The 18,223-nt window shown below is 73.6% G+C and carries 11 protein-coding genes; 3 read left to right on the top strand and 8 right to left on the bottom strand.

All coding sequences use genetic code 11. The features are described 5' to 3' along the window. Nucleotides 1–130 precede the first annotated feature (130 nt). The gene (locus V1J52_RS20280; RefSeq protein ID WP_330141337.1) at nt 131–3,514 is read left to right on the top strand and encodes an AfsR/SARP family transcriptional regulator; all 3,384 of its coding nucleotides are present in this window, start codon (nt 131–133) and stop codon (nt 3,512–3,514) included. A 35-nt stretch (nt 3,515–3,549) separates the two neighbouring features. Here V1J52_RS20280 and V1J52_RS20275 read toward each other — a convergent pair whose 3' ends face one another. The 8 genes from V1J52_RS20275 to V1J52_RS20240 form a co-directional block, all read right to left on the bottom strand. Beyond that, nucleotides 3,550–4,374, bottom strand: coding sequence for a carbohydrate ABC transporter permease (locus V1J52_RS20275; protein WP_330141336.1), 825 nt, complete (start codon nt 4,372–4,374; stop codon nt 3,550–3,552). Continuing rightward, nucleotides 4,371–5,372 carry a carbohydrate ABC transporter permease gene (locus V1J52_RS20270; RefSeq protein WP_330141335.1) on the bottom strand — a complete coding sequence of 334 codons (1,002 nt, stop codon included), beginning with the start codon at nt 5,370–5,372 and terminating at the stop codon, nt 4,371–4,373. Before V1J52_RS20270 ends, V1J52_RS20275 begins: the two co-directional genes overlap by 4 nt. After that, complete coding sequence (locus tag V1J52_RS20265) at nt 5,362–6,636, bottom strand: sugar ABC transporter substrate-binding protein (protein ID WP_330141334.1); 1,275 nt, start codon at nt 6,634–6,636, stop codon at nt 5,362–5,364. Before V1J52_RS20265 ends, V1J52_RS20270 begins: the two co-directional genes overlap by 11 nt. A gap of 140 nt (nt 6,637–6,776) precedes the next feature. Then, the gene (locus V1J52_RS20260; protein WP_330141333.1) at nt 6,777–7,298 is read right to left on the bottom strand and encodes a hypothetical protein; all 522 of its coding nucleotides are present in this window, start codon (nt 7,296–7,298) and stop codon (nt 6,777–6,779) included. A gap of 198 nt (nt 7,299–7,496) precedes the next feature. Beyond that, nucleotides 7,497–8,957 (bottom strand): glutamate synthase subunit beta, encoded by a 1,461-nt coding sequence (locus V1J52_RS20255; protein WP_330141332.1) that lies wholly within the window; start codon nt 8,955–8,957, stop codon nt 7,497–7,499. Further along, on the bottom strand, nt 8,950–13,503 hold the full coding sequence (gene gltB / locus V1J52_RS20250; RefSeq protein WP_443075889.1) for a glutamate synthase large subunit: 4,554 nt from the start codon (nt 13,501–13,503) through the stop codon (nt 8,950–8,952). The genes V1J52_RS20255 and gltB overlap by 8 nt, the downstream gene beginning before the upstream one ends. 466 nt (nt 13,504–13,969) lie before the next feature. Then, nucleotides 13,970–15,004, bottom strand: coding sequence for a prolipoprotein diacylglyceryl transferase (lgt, locus tag V1J52_RS20245; RefSeq protein ID WP_330141329.1), 1,035 nt, complete (start codon nt 15,002–15,004; stop codon nt 13,970–13,972). A 131-nt stretch (nt 15,005–15,135) separates the two neighbouring features. Next, the gene (locus tag V1J52_RS20240) at nt 15,136–15,882 is read right to left on the bottom strand and encodes a DsbA family protein (protein WP_330141328.1); all 747 of its coding nucleotides are present in this window, start codon (nt 15,880–15,882) and stop codon (nt 15,136–15,138) included. Nucleotides 15,883–16,126: 244 nt separating this feature from the next. Between V1J52_RS20240 and V1J52_RS20235 the strand changes: the two genes are divergently transcribed. Both V1J52_RS20235 and V1J52_RS20230 read left to right on the top strand, forming a co-directional pair. After that, on the top strand, nt 16,127–16,525 hold the full coding sequence (locus tag V1J52_RS20235; RefSeq protein WP_330141327.1) for a DUF485 domain-containing protein: 399 nt from the start codon (nt 16,127–16,129) through the stop codon (nt 16,523–16,525). Beyond that, the gene (locus tag V1J52_RS20230; RefSeq protein WP_330141326.1) at nt 16,522–18,210 is read left to right on the top strand and encodes a monocarboxylic acid transporter; all 1,689 of its coding nucleotides are present in this window, start codon (nt 16,522–16,524) and stop codon (nt 18,208–18,210) included. Before V1J52_RS20235 ends, V1J52_RS20230 begins: the two co-directional genes overlap by 4 nt. Nucleotides 18,211–18,223 lie beyond the last annotated feature (13 nt).

Raw genomic sequence — 18,223 nt, 5'->3', positions numbered from 1 at the left:
AATGTGCTCCCTTGATCGTGTGGCGTTCCCGCCGGGGCGTCCCCGGCTGGTGGGACCAGCGTGCCGCCGGGCGCGCACGGTCCGCCGACGGTCGGCGCACGGTCCCCGCAGGGCGGGTTACGGTGATCGCATGCGATTCGGGGTGCTCGGTCCGCTGGCGGTGTGGACGGGGGAGGGGGAGCCGGTCACCGTGCCGGAGGCGAAGGTGCGGGCGCTGCTCGCCGACCTGCTGGTGCACGAGGGCCGCACGGTCTCGGTGGACCGGCTCACGCAGGACGTGTGGGGCGACCGCCCGCCGGGCAATCCCGCCAACACACTCCAGACGAAGGTCTCCCAGCTGCGCCGCGCCCTGGAACGGGCCGAGACCGGAGCGCGCGCCCTGGTGGCGCACCGCCCGCCCGGTTATGCGCTGGTCACCGCCGAGGTGGACGCGGCACGGTTCCGGGACCTGGCCGCGCGGGCCCGCGCGGCGGCCGACCCGCGGGCCGCGAGCGCCCTGTTCGCCGAGGCGCTCGGCCTGTGGCGCGGCCCGGCGTACGCGGACTTCGCGGACGAGGAGTTCGCCCGGGCCGCAGCCGTCCGGCTCGACGAGGAGCGGCTCACCGCCGTGGAGGAGCACGCCGAGACGCGGCTCGACCTCGGCGAGCACCGCCAGCTCGCCGCGGAGCTGGGCGAGGTGGTGGAGCGTCACCCGCTGCGGGAGCGGCTGCGCGCGGTGCACCTGCGGGCCCTGTACCGGTCGGGGCGCCAGGGTGAGGCCCTGGCCGCGTACGAGGACCTGCGGCACCGCCTGGCCGAGGAGCTGGGCGTGGACCCGAGCCCCGAACTGGCCGCCCTGCACCGGGACATGCTGACGCAGGCGCCGCGGCTGGCCCCTGCGCCGGAGCCGCCGCGCCGGACGCGGGGGAACCTGCCCGCCCCGCTGACCGCCCTCGTCGGCCGGGACGAGGCCGTGGCCCGGCTGCGCCGTCTGCTGGGCTCGGCCCGGCTGGTGACGCTGACCGGCCCCGGCGGGGTGGGCAAGACGCGCCTGGCGGTCGAGACGGCCGCCGGGCTGCCCGCGGCGGCGGCCCCCGACGGGGTGTGGCTGGTGGAACTGGGCCCGGTCCGCCCCCATGCGGGAGGCCCGGGGGGCACGGCTGCCGCCCCGGCCGGGGACGCGTCCGGTGGGGCGCTCGCCGTCGAGGACGCCGTGCTGGCCGCGCTCGGGCTCCGCGACGACGCGGGTGAGCGGCCGGGCGGGCGGCCGCCGGGCGGCCGGGCGCCCGGTGAGCGCGTCGCGGAGGCCCTGCACGGCAAGGAGGTGCTGCTGATCCTGGACAACTGCGAGCACGTCGTGGACACCGCCGCCGCGCTGGCCGCCGGGCTGCTGCGCGCGGCCCCCGGCGTGCGGGTGCTGGCCACCAGCCAGGAGCCGCTGGCCCTGTCCGGCGAGGTGGTGTGGCCGGTGCCGCCGCTGGACGGCGCCGGTGCCCGGGAGCTGTTCGCGGCGCGCGCGGCGGCGGCCGACCCCGGTCTCGACCTGGACGATCCGCGCACCGCCGAGGCGGTCGCCGCGATCAGCCGCCGGCTGGACGGCATCCCGCTCGCCCTGGAACTGGCCGCGACGCGGGTGCGGGTGCTGGGCGTCCCGGAACTGGCCGCCCGGCTGGACGACCGGTTCCGGGTCCTCGGCGGGGGGCTGCGCGGCGCCCCGGCCCGGCAGCAGACGCTGCGCGCGGTGCTGGAGTGGAGCTGGGAGCTGCTGACCGGCGCCGAGGCCGTCGTCCTGCGGCGGCTGGCCGTGCACGCAGACGGCTGCGCGCTGGCCGCCGCCGAAGCGGTGTGCGCGGGAGCGGAGCGGGCCGCCCCTCCCCCGTCCGCCCCCCGCCCCGGCGCCCTGCCCGGCGAAGACGCCGCGCCACAGGACGCCGCGCCGGGCGACGAGGCGTCCGAAGGCGCCGCGCCGGGTGACGTCGCGCCCGCTGACGTGCTGGACGTGCTGGCCCGGCTGGTGGACCGCTCGCTGGTCACCGTGGTGCCGACGCCCGCGGGCCCCCGCTACCGGCTGCTGGAGACGGTGGCCGCCTACGGCCTGGAGCGGCTGCGGGAGGCCGGGGAGCTGGAGACCCTGCGCGGACGGCACGCGGCCTGGTACGCCGCGCTGGCCGAGGAGGCCGCCGGACGGCTGCACGGTCCGCAGCAGTGCGCGTGGCTGGAGCGCCTGGACGCCGAGTCCGGCAACCTGCGGGCCGCGCTGGACACCGCGCACCGGCAGGGCGCGGCGGAGACGGCCCTGCGGCTGGCGGGCGCGCTCGGCTGGTTCTGGTTCGTGCGCGGACGCACCCGGGAGGCCCGCCGGGCGCTGGAGCTGGCGCTCGCCACGCCGGGCCCGGCCCCGCACGCCGTACGGGCCACCGCCCAGGCGTGGCACGCGGCCACCGCGCTGCTGGACAGCGCCCCCGAGGAACGGCAGGCCCTGGCCGAGGCCGCGCTCGGCGACCGCGCGGACTCCGTGGCGGGCCCGGTGCGGGCCCACGCCGCGTGGCTGGTGGCCCTGGCCCTGTGGACGACGGGCGAGCTGTCCGCCAGCGAGAGCTGGACCCTGCGGGCGCTGCGGGAGCTGCCCGGCGGAGACCGCTGGACGGAGGCGGCGGCGCTGGTCCTGCGCGGCAAGCAGGCCCTCGTCCGCGGCGACCTGGCCGCGGCCCGCTCCGACGGGCTGGCGTCCGCCACCGCGTTCGCGGAACTCGGGGACGGCTGGGGCCGCCTGCAAGCCGCCGAACTCCTGGCCGGCCTCGCGGAGATCACCGGCGACTACGTCCGCGCGCGGGAGCTGTGCGCGCAGGCCCTGCGCACGGCCGAGGAGCTGGGGCTCGGGCCGCAGGCCGCCGACTGGATGACCGCGCTGGCCCGCGTCGCCCTGCTGACCGGCGACGCGGAGCAGGCCCGGGAGCTGCACGAGCGGGCGCTGCGGCGCTCGGCCGACCAGGGGTACACCGCCGGCGTCATCCACGCCGAGACGGGGCTGGCGCTGGGCGCCCGCAGGTCCGGTGACCTGGACGCGGCCGAGGCGCAGCTCCTGCGCACGCTGGAGCGGCACCGGCGCATCGACTTCGACCCCGGCAGCGCGCTGCTGCTCGCGGAGCTGGGCTTCGTCGCGGAGCTGCGCGGCGAGGCCCAGGCGGCGCTGGCCCGGCACTCCGAGGGGCTGGCCGTCGCCCGCCGGGTGGGCGACCCCCGGGCGGTGGCGCTGGCCCTGGAGGGGCTGGCCGGTGCGCGGGTGCTGGCCGGGGAGGCCCGGGAGGCCGCGCGGCTGCTGGGCGCCGCCGAGGCGGCCCGCACCTTCGCCGGTGCCCCGCTGCCGCCCGGGGAACGCGGCGACGTGGCCCGGATCACCGCCGCGGCACGCGCCGCGCTCGGCGGGGACGCGTTCGCCGCCGCGCACGCGGCCGGTGCCGCGCTCCCGTGGGACACGACCTGGCCGGAACAGGATGTCGCCCTGACGACGTCCCCCAGCCGGGAGTCCGCCTAGGCCGGGACGTCGCGGTGGGCTCCGCGCTTGTCCGCTCAGCCCTTGACCGCCCCCGTGGCGAGGCCGGTGGCCAGCCGGTGCTGGACGAGGACGAAGAACACCAGCACCGGCAGGGTGATGAGCGTGGAACCGGCCATCACCGCCCCCCAGTCGTTGGTGTGCTGCCCGAAGAACCGGTGCAGGCCCACGGCGGCGGTGAACTTCCCCTCGTCCTGGAGGAAGGTGAACGCGAACACGAACTCGTTCCACGCGACGATGAAGGAGAACACGCTGGTGGCCACCAGCCCGGGGGCCACCAGCGGCAGGAGCACCGAGCGGAACATGCGGGACCAGGAACAGCCGTCCAGGTAGGCGGCCTCCTCCACCTCGCGGGGCACGGCGGCGACGAAGCCGCGCAGCATCCAGATCGAGAACGGCAGCGAGAACGCCAGGTAGACCACGGTGAGTCCGAGCAGGCTGTTGAGCAGGTCCAGGTTGCGCATCTGCACGAACAGCGGGATGACCAGCGCCTCCAGCGGCACCATCTGCACGACCAGCACCATGACGAGCACCGTCGTGCGCAGCCGGAAGGCGAACCGGGCGACGGCGACGGCCGCGAGCAGCGCCAGCGCGCCGGCCAGGACGACCGTCCCGGTGCCCACCAGCGCGGAGTTGAGCAGGAACCGGCCGAAGCCGCCCTCGGCCAGCACGTAGCGGAAGTGGTCGAGGGTGAACCCGGACGGCAGCGGCGCCGCGCCCCGCGCCCCGGCGCGCGGGTCGAAGGCGGAGGTCACCATCCAGTACACGGGCAGGGCGGTGAAGGCGAGCAGCGCGGCGGTGGCGGCCGCGGTGCCGCAGCGCGCGGCCGGCGTGGGTCTCACAGCTCCTCGCTCTCCCGCAGCAGCGCCCGGATGTACAGGACGGTGACGCCGAGCAGCAGCAGCGTCAGCAGGACGGCGATCGCCGCCCCCATGCCGTACTGCCGCTGGGCGAAGGACTCGACGTAGGACCACACGCCCAGGTTCAGCACCTCCGGGTTGGCCCCGTCGCCGCCCGGCATCAGGTACAGCTGCACGAACACCTTCATGTCCCAGATGGTGGACAGGATGATCACGACCAGGAACACCGGCCGGATCGAGGGCACCGTGACGGCCCAGAACCGCTGCCAGGCGTTCGCGCCGTCCACGACGCCCGCCTCGTGCAGTTCACGCGGGATGGTCAGCAGCCCGGCGAAGACGGTGACGGCGACGAACGGGAAGCCGTGGTGGACGACGTTGAGCGTGGCGATGGCGTAGAACGACAGCCGCCCGGTGAACCAGTTGGTCTCGGTGGGCTCCACGAGCCCGAACGCGCCGAGGCCCTGCACCACGGCACCGCCGAGCGGGTCGAACAGCCACACCCACACGTAGGTGCCGGTGACGGCGGGCATGGCCCACGCCATCATGAGGACGCTCGCGGTGACGGTCCGCCACAGCCGTCCCAGCCGGTGCAGCAGCAGCGCCACCAGCGTGCCCAGCACGACGGTGAGCGCCACGCAGGCGGCGGCGAACAGCACCGTGTTGGGCAGGACGGTCGTCCACAGGTAGGAGCTGCCGAGGATCTCGGCGTAGTTGGCGGTGCCGGTGAAGTTCGTCGTGCCGGTGACGATCTCGCGCAGCCCGTAGTCCTGGAAGGACATCCACACCACACGGCCCAGCGGCCACAGCAGCAGCCCGCCGACGGCCAGCAGGGCGGGCGCCATCAGCAGCCAGGGGCGCGCCGACCTGCGGCGGCGGGCCGCGCGGGCCGCCCGCCGGGCGGTGCGGGCCCCGGTCGTGCGCGGCGGCGGGGCGGGCGCGGTCCGCGGCGGCTCGGGGGCCCGCGTGAGTTCAGCGGCCAAAGGTCTCGTCCATGTCGGCCGCGGCCTGCGCGGTGGCCTCGCGGACGCTCTTCCTGCCGCTGAGGATCGCCTGCACCATCCGGGCGAGGGTCTTCTCGCCCTGGACGCGTCCGTAGGCGGGGGTGACGGGGACGGTGCGGCCGCCCTCGGCCATCTGCCGGGCGAACGGCGCCACCAGCGGTCCGCCCTCCCGCCCGGCCCGCTCCACCTGCGAGGTGCGGCCCGGGAAGTAGCCGGACTGCTCCGCCCAGTCCGCGGCGAACTCCCGTGACGTCAGCAGTTCGACGAACTCCCAGGCCAGCTCCGGGTCGGGGGCCGAGTTGAAGACGCTCAGGTGCGAGCCGCCGAGGAACGAGGGGCTGATCCCGCCGTCGGGGCCGGGCAGCGGCGCCGCGGCCAGCCGGCCCGCCAGTTCGGGGGCGTCGGCGGTGATGGCGGCCGGGGTCCAGCTCCCGGCCACCGCCATGGCGACCTTGCCGCGGGTGATGCCCGCGACGAGGTCGGCCTCGTCCCAGGTGGTGACCGCCTTCGCGGACGTGCCGTACCGGGTGGCCAGCGACGTGTAGAAGTCCACGCCGCGCACCGCCGCCGGGCGGTCCACGGCGGACGTCCAGCGTCCGCCGTCGCGGATGGCCAGCTCCCCGCCCGCGCCCCAGATGAAGGCGTCCAGGACGTACTCGCTGTCGCCGGGGACGGGGAACGGCAGCAGGCCGGGTTCCTTCTCCCCGAGCGTCTGTGCCACCTCGCGCAGCTCGTCCCAGTCCGCGGGCGCGCTCAGCCCGTGCCGCTCGAAGACGTCGCTGCGGTACAGCAGCGCCCGCACGCCCGCGTACCAGGGGACGCCGTAGAGCCGGCCCTCGTAGGTGCCCGCGGCGCGCAGCGCGGGCACCATGTCGTCGTCGAGGCCGGCCGCGCCGCTGAACGCCGTGAGGTCGGCGAGCGCCCCGGCGTCCGCGAACTCGGCCGTCCAGGTGGTGCCGACCTCGGCCACGTCGGGCGTGGTGCCGCCCGCCATGGCCTTGGTGAACTTGTCGTGCGCGTCGGGCCAGGGCACGTACTGCACGTCCAGCGCCGCACCGGTGCGCTGGGTGAACTCCTTGCCCACGCGGGCGAAGAACGGTTCGGCGCCGGGGTTGGTGCCCTGCATGATCCAGACGGTGAGCGTGTCGCCGCCGGGGCCGCCCGAGCCGGTGCCGCAGGCGGTCAGGGCCAGCGACAGGGCGGCGGCCAGGGCGGCGGCGCGGCGCCGGACGCGCTTCCTCATGGGCCGGGCTCCTCCCGAGCGGGTACGCACGGTGCGCCTGGCGGCACCGCCGGTGACACTGCCACCTTGCGCCATCGTGCCCGGCACATCACGGACCGGCGCCGCCATTCACCCGTCCGGCGCGCCCGCGCCGGAGGCGGTCAGCCGCCGGAGCCGCTCCCGTTCCCGGCGACGGCTTCGCCGGTGGCGGCGTCCACCACCGTGCGCCCGCCCAGCTCCTCGTCCAGCTCGACGCGCACCTCGTCGGTGACGAGCTGCTCGGTGCAGAACTCGTTCTCGTCGGCCTCGTGCCAGCCGCCGAGGATGACCAGCTCGGCGGACTCCTCCAGGTGGACGCCCCAGTCGGTGTCGCAGGCACCGTGCCCGACGGTGACGGTCAGGGTGAGATCACCGGCCTTCAGCGGCTCGACGCCCTGGAGCGGCATGAGACCGCTGTCCTTCGCCGGGGTCACGTCGGGCCAGTTCTTCTCGATGACCGCGGCCCGCTGCTCGAACGGCGAGGGTGCCGCCGAGGGGGTCGGGTCCTGCGGCCGGACGGTCTGCTCGTCCCCCGCCTGGCCGCCGCCGGCCTGCTGCTCACCGCAGCCGGCCAGCGCGAGCGCCGCCGTCGCGGCGAGCAGTGCCGCCGCCGTCCGCCGGGTCCTGCCGTGGGTGTGTCGCATGGCTCCTCCTCACGATTGCCCATGAGACGTACCCCGCGGCGTCCCGGTTCCCCCGCCGCGCCGCCCGGCGGGCGGGGACCGGCGCGCGGGAAACGGAAAAACCGCGGTGTCCGCCCTCGGTCGGGGTTGAGGGCGGACACCGCGGCGGTGTCCGTACGCCGTTGTACAGGACAACGGGCACCGGCGGGAGCGGGCGCGTCAGACGGTGAGCGCCCGGTCCGTCGGCTTGACGGGGGCCGGCAGCGCGCTGCCGCCGGTGAGGTAGCGGTCCACGCCCCGGGCCGCCGAGCGGCCCTCGGCGATGGCCCACACGATCAGGGACTGGCCGCGCCCGGCGTCACCGGCGACGAAGACGCCGTCGATGTTCGTGGCGTAGTCCGCGTCCCGGTTGATGTTGCCGCGCTCGTCCATCGCCAGGCCGAACTGCCGGGTCAGGCCGTTCTCCTGGTCGGTGCCGGTGAAGCCCATGGCCAGCGTGACGAGCTGGGCGGGGATCTTCCGCTCGGTGCCCGGCTTCTGCGTCAGCCTGCCGTCCACGAACTCGACCTCGACCAGGTGCAGGAACGCGACGTTCCCCTCCGCGTCGCCCTCGAAGTGGGTGGTGGAGACGGAGTAGACCCGCTCGCCGCCCTCCTCGTGCGCGGAAGTGACCTTGTACAGCATCGGGAACGTCGGCCACGGCTGGTGCGGCGCGCGGTCCTCGCCCGGCCGGGGCATGATCTCCAGCTGGGTGACGGACGCCGCGCCCTGGCGGTGCGCGGTGCCCACGCAGTCGGCTCCGGTGTCGCCGCCGCCGATGACGACGACGTGCTTGCCCTCGGCCGAGACCGGCGCGGTGACGTAGTCGCCCTCCTGCACCTTGTTGGCCAGCGGCAGGTACTCCATCGCCTGGTAGACGCCCTTCAGCTCCCGGCCGGGAACGGGCAGGTCGCGGGCGACGGTGGCCCCGGCGGCGATGACGACGGCGTCGTAGCGGCGCCGCAGGTCGGTGGCCTGGACGTCGCGGCCGACCTCCACACCGGTGCGGAACTTCGTGCCCTCCGCCCGCATCTGCTCGATGCGCCGGTTGATGTGCCGCTTCTCCATCTTGAACTCGGGGATGCCGTAGCGCAGCAGCCCGCCGATGCGGTCGGCCCGCTCGTAGACGGCGACGGTGTGCCCGGCCCGGGTGAGCTGCTGGGCGGCGGCCAGACCGGCCGGACCGGAGCCGATGACGGCGACGGTCTTGCCGGAGAGCCGCTCGGGCGGCTGCGGGCGCACGTCACCGGTGTCCCACGCCTTGTCGATGATGGAGACCTCGACGTTCTTGATGGTCACCGCGGGCTGGTTGATGCCCAGCACGCAGGCCGACTCGCACGGCGCCGGGCACAGCCGCCCGGTGAACTCCGGGAAGTTGTTCGTCGCGTGCAGCCGCTCGCTGGCGGCCTGCCAGTCCTCGCGGTAGGCGTAGTCGTTCCACTCGGGGATGAGGTTCCCGAGCGGGCAGCCGTTGTGGCAGAACGGGATGCCGCAGTCCATGCACCGCCCGGCCTGCTTGCTGACGATCGGCAGCAGGGAGCCGGGGACGTAGACCTCGTTCCAGTCCTTGACCCGCTCGGAGACCGGACGCGTCGCGGCGACCTCGCGGTCGGTGGTCAGGAAGCCCTTGGGGTCAGCCATTGATCGCCGCCTCCATCATCTTCTCGTGGGTCTCGGACTCGGTGAGTCCGGCTCGCTCGGCGGCGTCCTTGGCGGCGAGCACGGCCTTGTAGGTGGGCGGGATGACCTTGCGGAACCGGGCCGCGGAGGCATCCCAGTCGGCGAGCAGCCGCTCGGCCACGGTGGAGCCCGTCTCCTCCTGGTGGCGGCGCACGACGTCGTGCAGCCACTGCCGGTCGGTGGTGTCCAGCTCCCCGACGGCGGACACCAGGTCGCGGTTGACGTTGTCCGGGTCCAGGTCGATGACGTAGGCGACGCCGCCGGACATGCCGGCCGCGAAGTTGCGGCCCGTCTCGCCCAGGACGACGGCCACGCCGCCGGTCATGTACTCGCAGCCGTGGTCGCCCACGCCCTCGGAGACGACCGTCGCGCCGGAGTTGCGGACGCAGAACCGCTCGCCGACCTTGCCGCGCAGGAACAGCTCGCCGCCGGTGGCGCCGTAGGCGAGGGTGTTGCCCGCGATGACCGAGTACTCGGCCAGGTGGTCGGCGCCGCGGTCCGGCCGGACGACGACGCGCCCGCCGGACAGGCCCTTGCCTACGTAGTCGTTGGCGTCGCCCTCCAGGCGCAGCGTGACGCCGCGCGGCACGAAGGCCCCGAAGGACTGGCCCGCCGAGCCGGTGAAGGTGATGTCGATGGTGTCGTCGGGCAGTCCGGCGCCGCCGAACTTCCGCGTCACCTCGTGGCCCAGCATGGTGCCGACGGTGCGGTTGACGTTGCGGATGGCGATCTGGGCGCGTACCGGCTGGGCGGCCTCGGCGCTGTCCGCCGTCAGCGCGTCCGCGGCGAGCTTGATCAGCTCGTTGTCCAGGGCCTTCTCCAGGCCGTGGTCCTGCGCGGCGATCTGGTGGCGCACCGCGCCCTCGGGCAGCTCCGGCACGTACAGCAGCGGGGCCAGGTCCAGGCCGCGGGCCTTCCAGTGGTCCACGGCGCGGGTGGTGTCCAGCAGCTCAGCGTGGCCGATGGCCTCGTCCAGGGTGCGGAAGCCCAGCTCGGCCAGGATCTCGCGGACCTCCTCGGCGATGAACTCGAAGAAGTTGACGACGAACTCGGCCTTGCCCGCGTAGCGCGAGCGCAGCACCGGGTTCTGCGTGGCGATGCCGACCGGGCAGGTGTCCAGGTGGCACACGCGCATCATGACGCAGCCGGAGACGACCAGCGGGGCGGTGGCGAAGCCGAACTCCTCGGCGCCGAGCAGCGCGGCGACCACCACGTCGCGGCCGGTCTTGAGCTGGCCGTCGGTCTGCACCACGATCCGGTCGCGCAGCCCGTTGAGCAGCAGCGTCTGCTGCGTCTCGGCCAGGCCCAGCTCCCACGGGCCGCCCGCGTGCTTGAGCGAGGTGAGCGGGGAGGCGCCGGTGCCGCCGTCGTGGCCGGAGATGAGCACGACGTCCGCGTGCGCCTTGGACACGCCGGCGGCGACGGTGCCGACGCCGACCTCGGAGACCAGCTTGACGTGGATGCGCGCCTTGGGATTGGCGTTCTTCAGGTCGTGGATCAGCTGGGCCAGATCCTCGATGGAGTAGATGTCGTGGTGCGGCGGCGGGGAGATCAGGCCCACGCCCGGTGTGGAGTGCCGCGTCCTGGCCACCCACGGGTACACCTTGTGGCCGGGGAGCTGGCCGCCCTCGCCGGGCTTGGCGCCCTGGGCCATCTTGATCTGGATGTCGTCGGAGTTGACCAGGTACTCGCTGGTCACGCCGAAGCGTCCGGAGGCCACCTGCTTGATGGCGGAGCGCCGGGCCGGGTCGTACAGCCGCTCCGGGTCCTCGCCGCCCTCGCCGGTGTTGGACTTGCCGCCGAGCTGGTTCATGGCGATGGCCAGCGTCTCGTGCGCCTCCTGCGAGATGGAGCCGTAGGACATGGCGCCGGTGGAGAACCGCTTGACGATCTCCGAGGCGGGCTCGACCTCCTCCAGCGGGACGGGGGTGCGCTCCCCCGCGAACTGGAACAGGCCGCGCAGCGTCATCAGCCGCTCGGACTGCTCGTCCACGCGCCGCGTGTACTGCTTGAAGATGTCGTAGCGGCGGGTGCGCGTGGAGTGCTGGAGCCGGAAGACGGTGTCCGGGTCGAACAGGTGCGGCTCGCCCTCGCGGCGCCACTGGTACTCGCCGCCGATCTCCAGGTCGCGGTGGGTGGCCGCGATGCCGGAGACGGGGTACGCCTTGGCGTGCCGGGCGGCGACCTCGCGGGCGATGACGTCCAGGTCGGCGCCGCCGATCTTCGTGGCGGTGCCGTGGAAGTACTTCTCGGTGAACGCCTCGTCCAGGCCGACGGCCTCGAAGACCTGGGCGCCGCGGTAGGAGGCGACGGTGGAGATGCCCATCTTGGACATCACCTTCAGCACGCCCTTGCCGAGCGCCTTGATGAGGTTGCCGATGGCGGCCCCGGGCTCGGTGTCCGCCTCCAGGAAGGTGCCCGCGCGGACCAGGTCCTCGACGGTCTCCATGGCCAGGTAGGGGTTGACGGCGGCCGCGCCGTAGCCGATGAGCAGCGCGACGTGGTGCACCTCGCGCACGTCCCCGGCCTCCACCAGCAGCCCCACCTGGGTGCGCTGCTTGGTGCGGATGAGGTGGTGGTGCACGGCCGAGGTGAGCAGCAGCGACGGGATCGGGGCGTGCTCGGCGTCGGAGTGCCGGTCGGAGAGCACGATGATCCGGGCGCCGCCGGCGAGGGCCGCGTCCGTCTCCCGGCAGATCTCCTCGATGCGGTCGGCCAGCGCCTGGCCGCCGCCGCTCACCCGGTACAGGCCGGACAGCGTGGTGGCCTTCAGACCGGGGCGGTCGCCGTCGGCGTTGATGTGGATGAGCTTGGCCAGCTCGTCGTTGTCGATGACCGGGAAGGGCAGGGTCACGCTGCGGCAGGAGGCCGACGTCGGCTCCAGCAGGTTGCCCTGCGGGCCGAGCCCGGAGTGCAGCGAGGTGACCAGCTCCTCGCGGATGGCGTCCAGCGGCGGGTTGGTGACCTGCGCGAACAGCTGGGTGAAGTAGTCGAACAGCAGGCGCGGCCGGTCGGAGAGCGCGGCGATGGGCGAGTCGGTGCCCATCGAGCCGATCGGCTCGGCGCCGGTGCGGGCCATCGGGGCGAGCAGGACGCGCAGCTCCTCCTCGGTGTACCCGAAGGTCTGCTGGCGCCGGGTGACCGAGGCGTGGGTGTGCACGATGTGCTCGCGCTCGGGCAGGTCGGCCAGCCGGGTGAGCCCGGCGTCCAGCCACTCCTGGTAGGGGTGCTCGGCGGCGAGGGCGCTCTTGATCTCGTCGTCCTCGATGATGCGGTGCTCGGCGGTGTCCACCAGGAACATCCGGCCCGGCTGGAGGCGTCCCTTGCGCACGACGCGGGCCGGGTCGATGTCCAGGACGCCGACCTCGGAACCGAGGACCACCAGGCCGTCGTCGGTGACCCAGTAGCGTCCCGGGCGCAGGCCGTTGCGGTCCAGGACGGCGCCGACCTGCACGCCGTCGGTGAAGGTGACGCAGGCCGGTCCGTCCCAGGGCTCCATCATCGTCGCGTGGTACTGGTAGAAGGCGCGGCGCGCCGGGTCCATGGAGTCGTGGTTCTCCCACGCCTCGGGGACCATCATCAGCACCGAGTGCGGCAGGGACCGCCCGCCCAGGTGCAGCAGCTCCAGCACCTCGTCGAAGGAGGCCGAGTCGGAGGCGTCCGGCGTGCACACGGGGAAGATCCGCTCCAGCGACCGGCCGTCGCCGAAGAGGGTGGTGGCGAGCTGCGACTCGCGGGCGCGCATCCAGTTGCGGTTGCCCTTGACGGTGTTGATCTCGCCGTTGTGCGCGATGAACCGGTAGGGGTGTGCGAGCGGCCAGCTCGGGAACGTGTTGGTGGAGAACCGGGAGTGCACCAGCGCGATGGCGGAGGCGAAGCGGCGGTCCGACAGGTCGGGGAAGAAGGGTTCGAGCTGGCCGGTGGTGAGCATGCCCTTGTAGACGAGGGTGCGGGCCGACAGCGACGGGAAGTACGTCGCGGCCTCGCGCTCGGCGCGCTTGCGCAGCACGAAGGCGAGCCGGTCCAGCGCGACGCCCTCGCGGGCGCCGTCGGCGGCGGCGACGAAGAGCTGGCGGAAGACGGGCATCGTGGCCCGCGCGCCGTTGCCCAGCAGCTCCGGGGCGACGGGCACGTCGCGCCAGCCGAGGACGTTCAGGTTCTCTTCGGCGGCGATCTCCTCGATGCGCGCGAGCGCGGCGGCGGATTCGGCCTCGTCGGCCGGCAGGAACGCGATGCCGACGGCGTAGGCGCCCGCGGCGGGCAGGTCGAAGGCGACGCTCTCGCGCAGGAAGGCGTCGGGGACCTGCACCAGGATGCCGGCGCCGTCCCCGGAGTCGGGCTCCGAGCCGGTGGCGCCACGGTGTTCGAGGTTGCGCAGAACGGTCAGCGCCTGCTCCACGAGACGGTGGCTCGCTTCGCCGGTGAGGGTGGCCACGAAGCCGACACCACAGGCGTCGTGCTCGTACCGGGGGTCGTACAACCCCTGCTTGGCAGGGTGGGCCGCCATAGACGCTGCACGCATCGGCTCTCCCGTCGTCGTCGTGGCAAGTACAAACGCCGAGGGACGACGTTGGCCCTCTGCAGATCAGAATTTCGTGCAGGTTACATGATGAGCAGTTTCCCGAGAAGTGGATAACGGAGTCCATCATCCGGACACCGGACACGGTGTCCGGGGTGTCGGCCGTGCGGGACGGCGACGGCGCCGGACGGCTCTGCTCGTACGAGGTGCCACAGGCGTCGTTGCCCGCGGCGCTGGGGGCTCATGCCCAGCCACCGGGCAATCGAAACCGCCTGGTAACACGTTTTACTCAGCGCGCTCGGCCGACTGCGCGAAGGCCCTGGACGGTCTCTTCCAGGATGACCCGTCGGTGACCCGGCACCACCGGTGCCGGGGGTGACCTCCGCCGCCGCGGAAGGGGCCGCCGCACGGAGCGGCCGGGGCGGCGGTGCTTGGGGAGGGGAGGCGGCGGTGCTCAGGAACGGTCGGCGGACGCGCCGTCCTGCTCGTGGACGGCGGAGCCGGAGGCGTCCCCGTCCCGCCCGTCCCGCTGCTCCTGCGCGGAGGCGTTCCCGGCCGGGACGTCGTCCTTCTCGGGGGCGTCCTTCGCGGGGGCGTCCTTCGCGGGGGCGTCCGCGGCCGGGACGTCCTGCGCGGGGCCGTCCTGCGCGGCGCTCCCCGGTCCGGTGCCGCCGACCTCCGGGTCCGGCTCCACGATCTCCTCGCGTCCCGGACGGCGCCGGGCGGAGACCACCAGGTAGGCGACGGCCGCCAGGAAGACCAGCAGCGCCGTCCAGTTGTTCAGCCGCAGCCCGAGGATCTCGTGGGCCTGGTCGATGCGCAGGTACTCGATCCAGAACCGCCCGGCCGTGTACCCGGCGACGTAGAGCGCGAAGGCGCGCCCGTGGCCGAGCCGGAACCGGCGGTCCGCCCAGACGACCAGGGCCGCGACGCCGAGGCACCACAGCGACTCGTACAGGAAGGTCGGGTGGTAGGTGCCGCTGTCCGCCCCGTTGTCGATCTCGACCGCCCAGGGCAGGTCGGTGGCGCGTCCGTACAGCTCCTGGTTGAACCAGTTGCCCCAGCGGCCGACCGCCTGGGCCACCGCGATGGCCGGGGCCACCGCGTCCGCGTAGGCGGGCAGCGGGATGCCCCGGCGGCGGCAGGCGATCCAGGCGCCGACGGCGCCGAAGGCGATGGCGCCCCAGATTCCGAGGCCGCCCTCCCAGATCTTCAGCGCGTTGACCCAGTTGCGGCCCTCGCCGAAGTAGAGCTGGTAATCGGTGACGACGTGGTAGAGCCTGCCCCCGACGAGACCGAACGGCACCGCCCACACCGCGACGTCGGCGACGGTCCCGGGCCGTCCGCCACGGGCCACCCAGCGCCGCCCGCCGAACCAGACGGCGAGGAACACGCCGAGGATGATGCACAGCGCGTAGCCGCGCAGCGGGAACGGACCGAGCATGATCTCGCCGGTCGAGGGGCTGGGGATCGAGGCAAGCGTCTCCATGGCGGTTCAGACGCTACCCTGCCGGGGCGCCGTCGCGGTAACCGCGTCACGACTTCTTCGCATACGCACCGTTTCCCCGCGGTGCCGTTCCGGTGACGTGGCCACCCGGGTGCCCCGCCGGTCCCGCGGCCTCACCGCTTCCCGGCGGCTTCGGCGACCTTCGCCCGCAGCGACTCGGGCGTCAGCGGGTGGGCCGGGTCCCCGTAGACGCTCTCGCCGTCCAGCAGCACCGTCGGCGTCGCGTTGTACTCCGAGGCGGTGAACGCGTCGTTGCTGCGCTTGACCCACGCGTCGTGCGTGCCGTCCTCCACGCAGGAGCGGAAGGCGGGGGTGTCCAGCCCGTCCACCCGCCCGGCCAGCGAGATCAGGTGACCGGTGTCGGCGAAGGCGTCCTCCTGCTCCGGCGGCTGGTGGGCGTAGAGCAGGTCGTGGTAGGGGGTGAACTCGCCCGCGTCCCGGGCGCAGGCCGCCGCGTTGGCCGCGCGCCGCGAGCCGTCGCCGCCCATGTTGCCGTCGATGATCGAGACGAGGTGGTACTCGGTGCGGATCTTCCCGTCCTCGGTCAGCTCGTGGATCGTGTCCTTGAACGCCTGCTCGAACTGGGCGCAGCCGGGGCAGCGGAAGTCCTCGTAGACGGTCAGGGTCACCGGGGCGTCGCCGCGCCCCACCACGATCGGTTCCGCCACTTTTCCGTCGCCCTCCTCACGGGCCCCGCCGGCCGCCGCGTAACCCACCACGCCGACGGCGGCGAGCACGGCGACGACCACGGCACCGGCCTTCACGTTCCGCTTGCGCCGGCCGGCCGCCTGCTCCTTCGCGCGCTGCTCGTGCAGCCGCTCGACGGCACTGCGCTTCCCGTCCGAAGTGTTGTCGCTCATCACGTCCGGCACAACGAGCCACCGCCGCCTTACCAGGGCTGACTCGCCGGATTTCCCCCGAACGGGGGCAAGGAGGCGGTGCGGCTTGACGACCGCTGGTCGTGTTTTCAGACCGGTCGTCGCACGGAGGCGTACCGCTCGCCGCGCATCCGGTGCGTTCACCGAGCGTGTCCGGTGGTTGCTTCCGCCCCGTTGTGACGCTGCTTACGTTGCCCCCGTCCACACCCCTGACGAGGAGGCGTCCATGCCGCACGATTCTCCACCGCAGTCGCGCTCCCCCGAGGAGCTGGCGGAACGCACGGTGACCATGCACACCGACCCGCGCTTCCTGGAGCTCAAGCGCCGCCTCACGGTCTTCGTGTTCCCCATGAGCGTGGCCTTCCTCGTCTGGTACCTGCTGTACGTCCTCATGTCGGCCTACGCCCGCGGCGTGATGGGCACCGTGCTCTTCGGGACCGTGAACGTGGCGCTGGTGTTCGGGGTGCTCCAGTTCCTCAGCACCTTCGGCATCGCCGTCCTGTACTCCCGCTACGCCAACCGGCGGCTCGACCCGCTCGCCGGGCAGCTCCGCGACGAGCTGACCGGCGGCGACGGCACCTCGGACGCCCCGCAGACCGCCGCCCCGAAGGGAGACGTCCGATGACGCACGCGCTCGACCTCGCCCAGGAGGCGGGTTCCAGCGGCCGCACGATCACCGTCGTGCTGTTCCTGGCGATGATTGCCATCACGCTCGGCGTCACCGTCTGGGCCAGCAGGCAGACGAAGTCCGCGGCCGACTTCCACTCGGGCGGACGCGGCTTCAGCGGGTTGCAGAACGGTTTCGCCATCGGCAGCGACTACATGTCCGCCGCGTCCTTCCTGGGCATCGCGGGCATGATCGCGCTGTTCGGCTACGACGGCTTCCTCTACTCCATCGGCTTCCTGGTGGCCTGGCTGGTGGCGCTGCTGCTCGTCGCCGAGCTGCTGCGCAACTCCGGACGCTTCACGATGGCCGACGTGCTGTCCTACCGGATGCGCCAGCGGCCCGTCCGCACGGCCGCCGCCGTCTCGACGATCACCGTGTCGGTCTTCTACCTGCTGGCCCAGATGGTCGGCGCCGGCGCCCTCATCGCCCTGCTGCTGGGGATCGCGCCCGGTGAGACGTACCTGGGCATGGACGCGGACACCGCCAAGATCGCGGGCATCATCGTGGTCGGCGTCCTGATGATCGTCTACGTCACCTTCGGCGGGATGAAGGGCACCACCTGGGTCCAGATCATCAAGGCCGGCATGCTCATGGGCGGCGCCTTCCTGCTCACCGTCATGGTGCTGGCCGTCTACGACTTCAACCTGGGCTCCCTCATGGGGGACGCCGCGAACGCCAGCGGGGCCGGGCAGTCGTTCCTGGAACCGGGCCTGCGGTTCGGCACGGAGGTGCCGGGCGACGCCCTCCAGACGCTGTGGAACAAGCTCGACATGATCAGCCTGGGCCTGGCCCTGGTGCTGGGCACGGCCGGGCTGCCGCACATCCTCATCCGGTTCTACACCGTCCCCGACTCCAAGACCGCCCGGAAGTCCGTGAACTGGGGCATCGGGCTCATCGGCACCTTCTACCTGATGACGCTCGTCCTCGGCTTCGGCGCGGCGGCGATGGTCGGCAAGGACGCGATCACCGCGCAGGACGCGGCGGGCAACACGGCGGCCCCGCAGCTCGCCGAAGCGGCCGGCGACTACTTCGGCGGCTCCGGACTGGCCGCCGTCATGCTCGCCATCATCGCGGCCGTGGCCTTCGCGGCGATCCTGTCCACGGTGGCCGGGCTGACGATCGCCTCGTCCTCCTCCCTCGCGCACGACTTCTACAACAGCGTGCTGCGCAAGGGGAAGGCGACCGGCCAGGAGGAGGTCAAGGTCGCCAAGCTGGCCGCCTTCGGCGTCGGCGCCGTGGCCATCGTGCTGGCGATCTTCGCGCAGAGCCTGAACGTCGCCTTCCTGGTGGCGCTGGCCTTCGCCATCGCCGCCTCGGCGAACCTGCCGACCCTGCTGCTCAGCCTGTTCTGGAAGCGCTTCAACACGCAGGGCGCGGTGGCCGGCATCTACGGCGGCCTGATCAGCGCGGTCGGCCTCGTCATCTTCTCGCCGGTGGTGTCCGGCTCGGAGAAGGCGCTGGTCACCGGCGCGGACTTCGCCTGGTTCCCGCTGTCCAACCCGGGCCTGGTCTCCATCCCGCTGGGCCTGCTGTGCGCCGTCGTCGGCACGCTGATGTCGGACGAGAACAACCCGCGCCGCTACGCCGAGCTCCAGGTGCGGGCCCTGACGGGTGCCGGGGCGGAGGGTGCGTCCCACCACTGAGCCCCGGCACCCC

The sequence above is a fragment of the Streptomyces solitudinis genome (assembly GCF_036323765.1).
Classification (GTDB): domain Bacteria; phylum Actinomycetota; class Actinomycetes; order Streptomycetales; family Streptomycetaceae; genus Streptomyces.
Note: the sequence above shows the minus strand (reverse complement) of the source record. Positions and strands in the feature narration are given on the sequence as shown.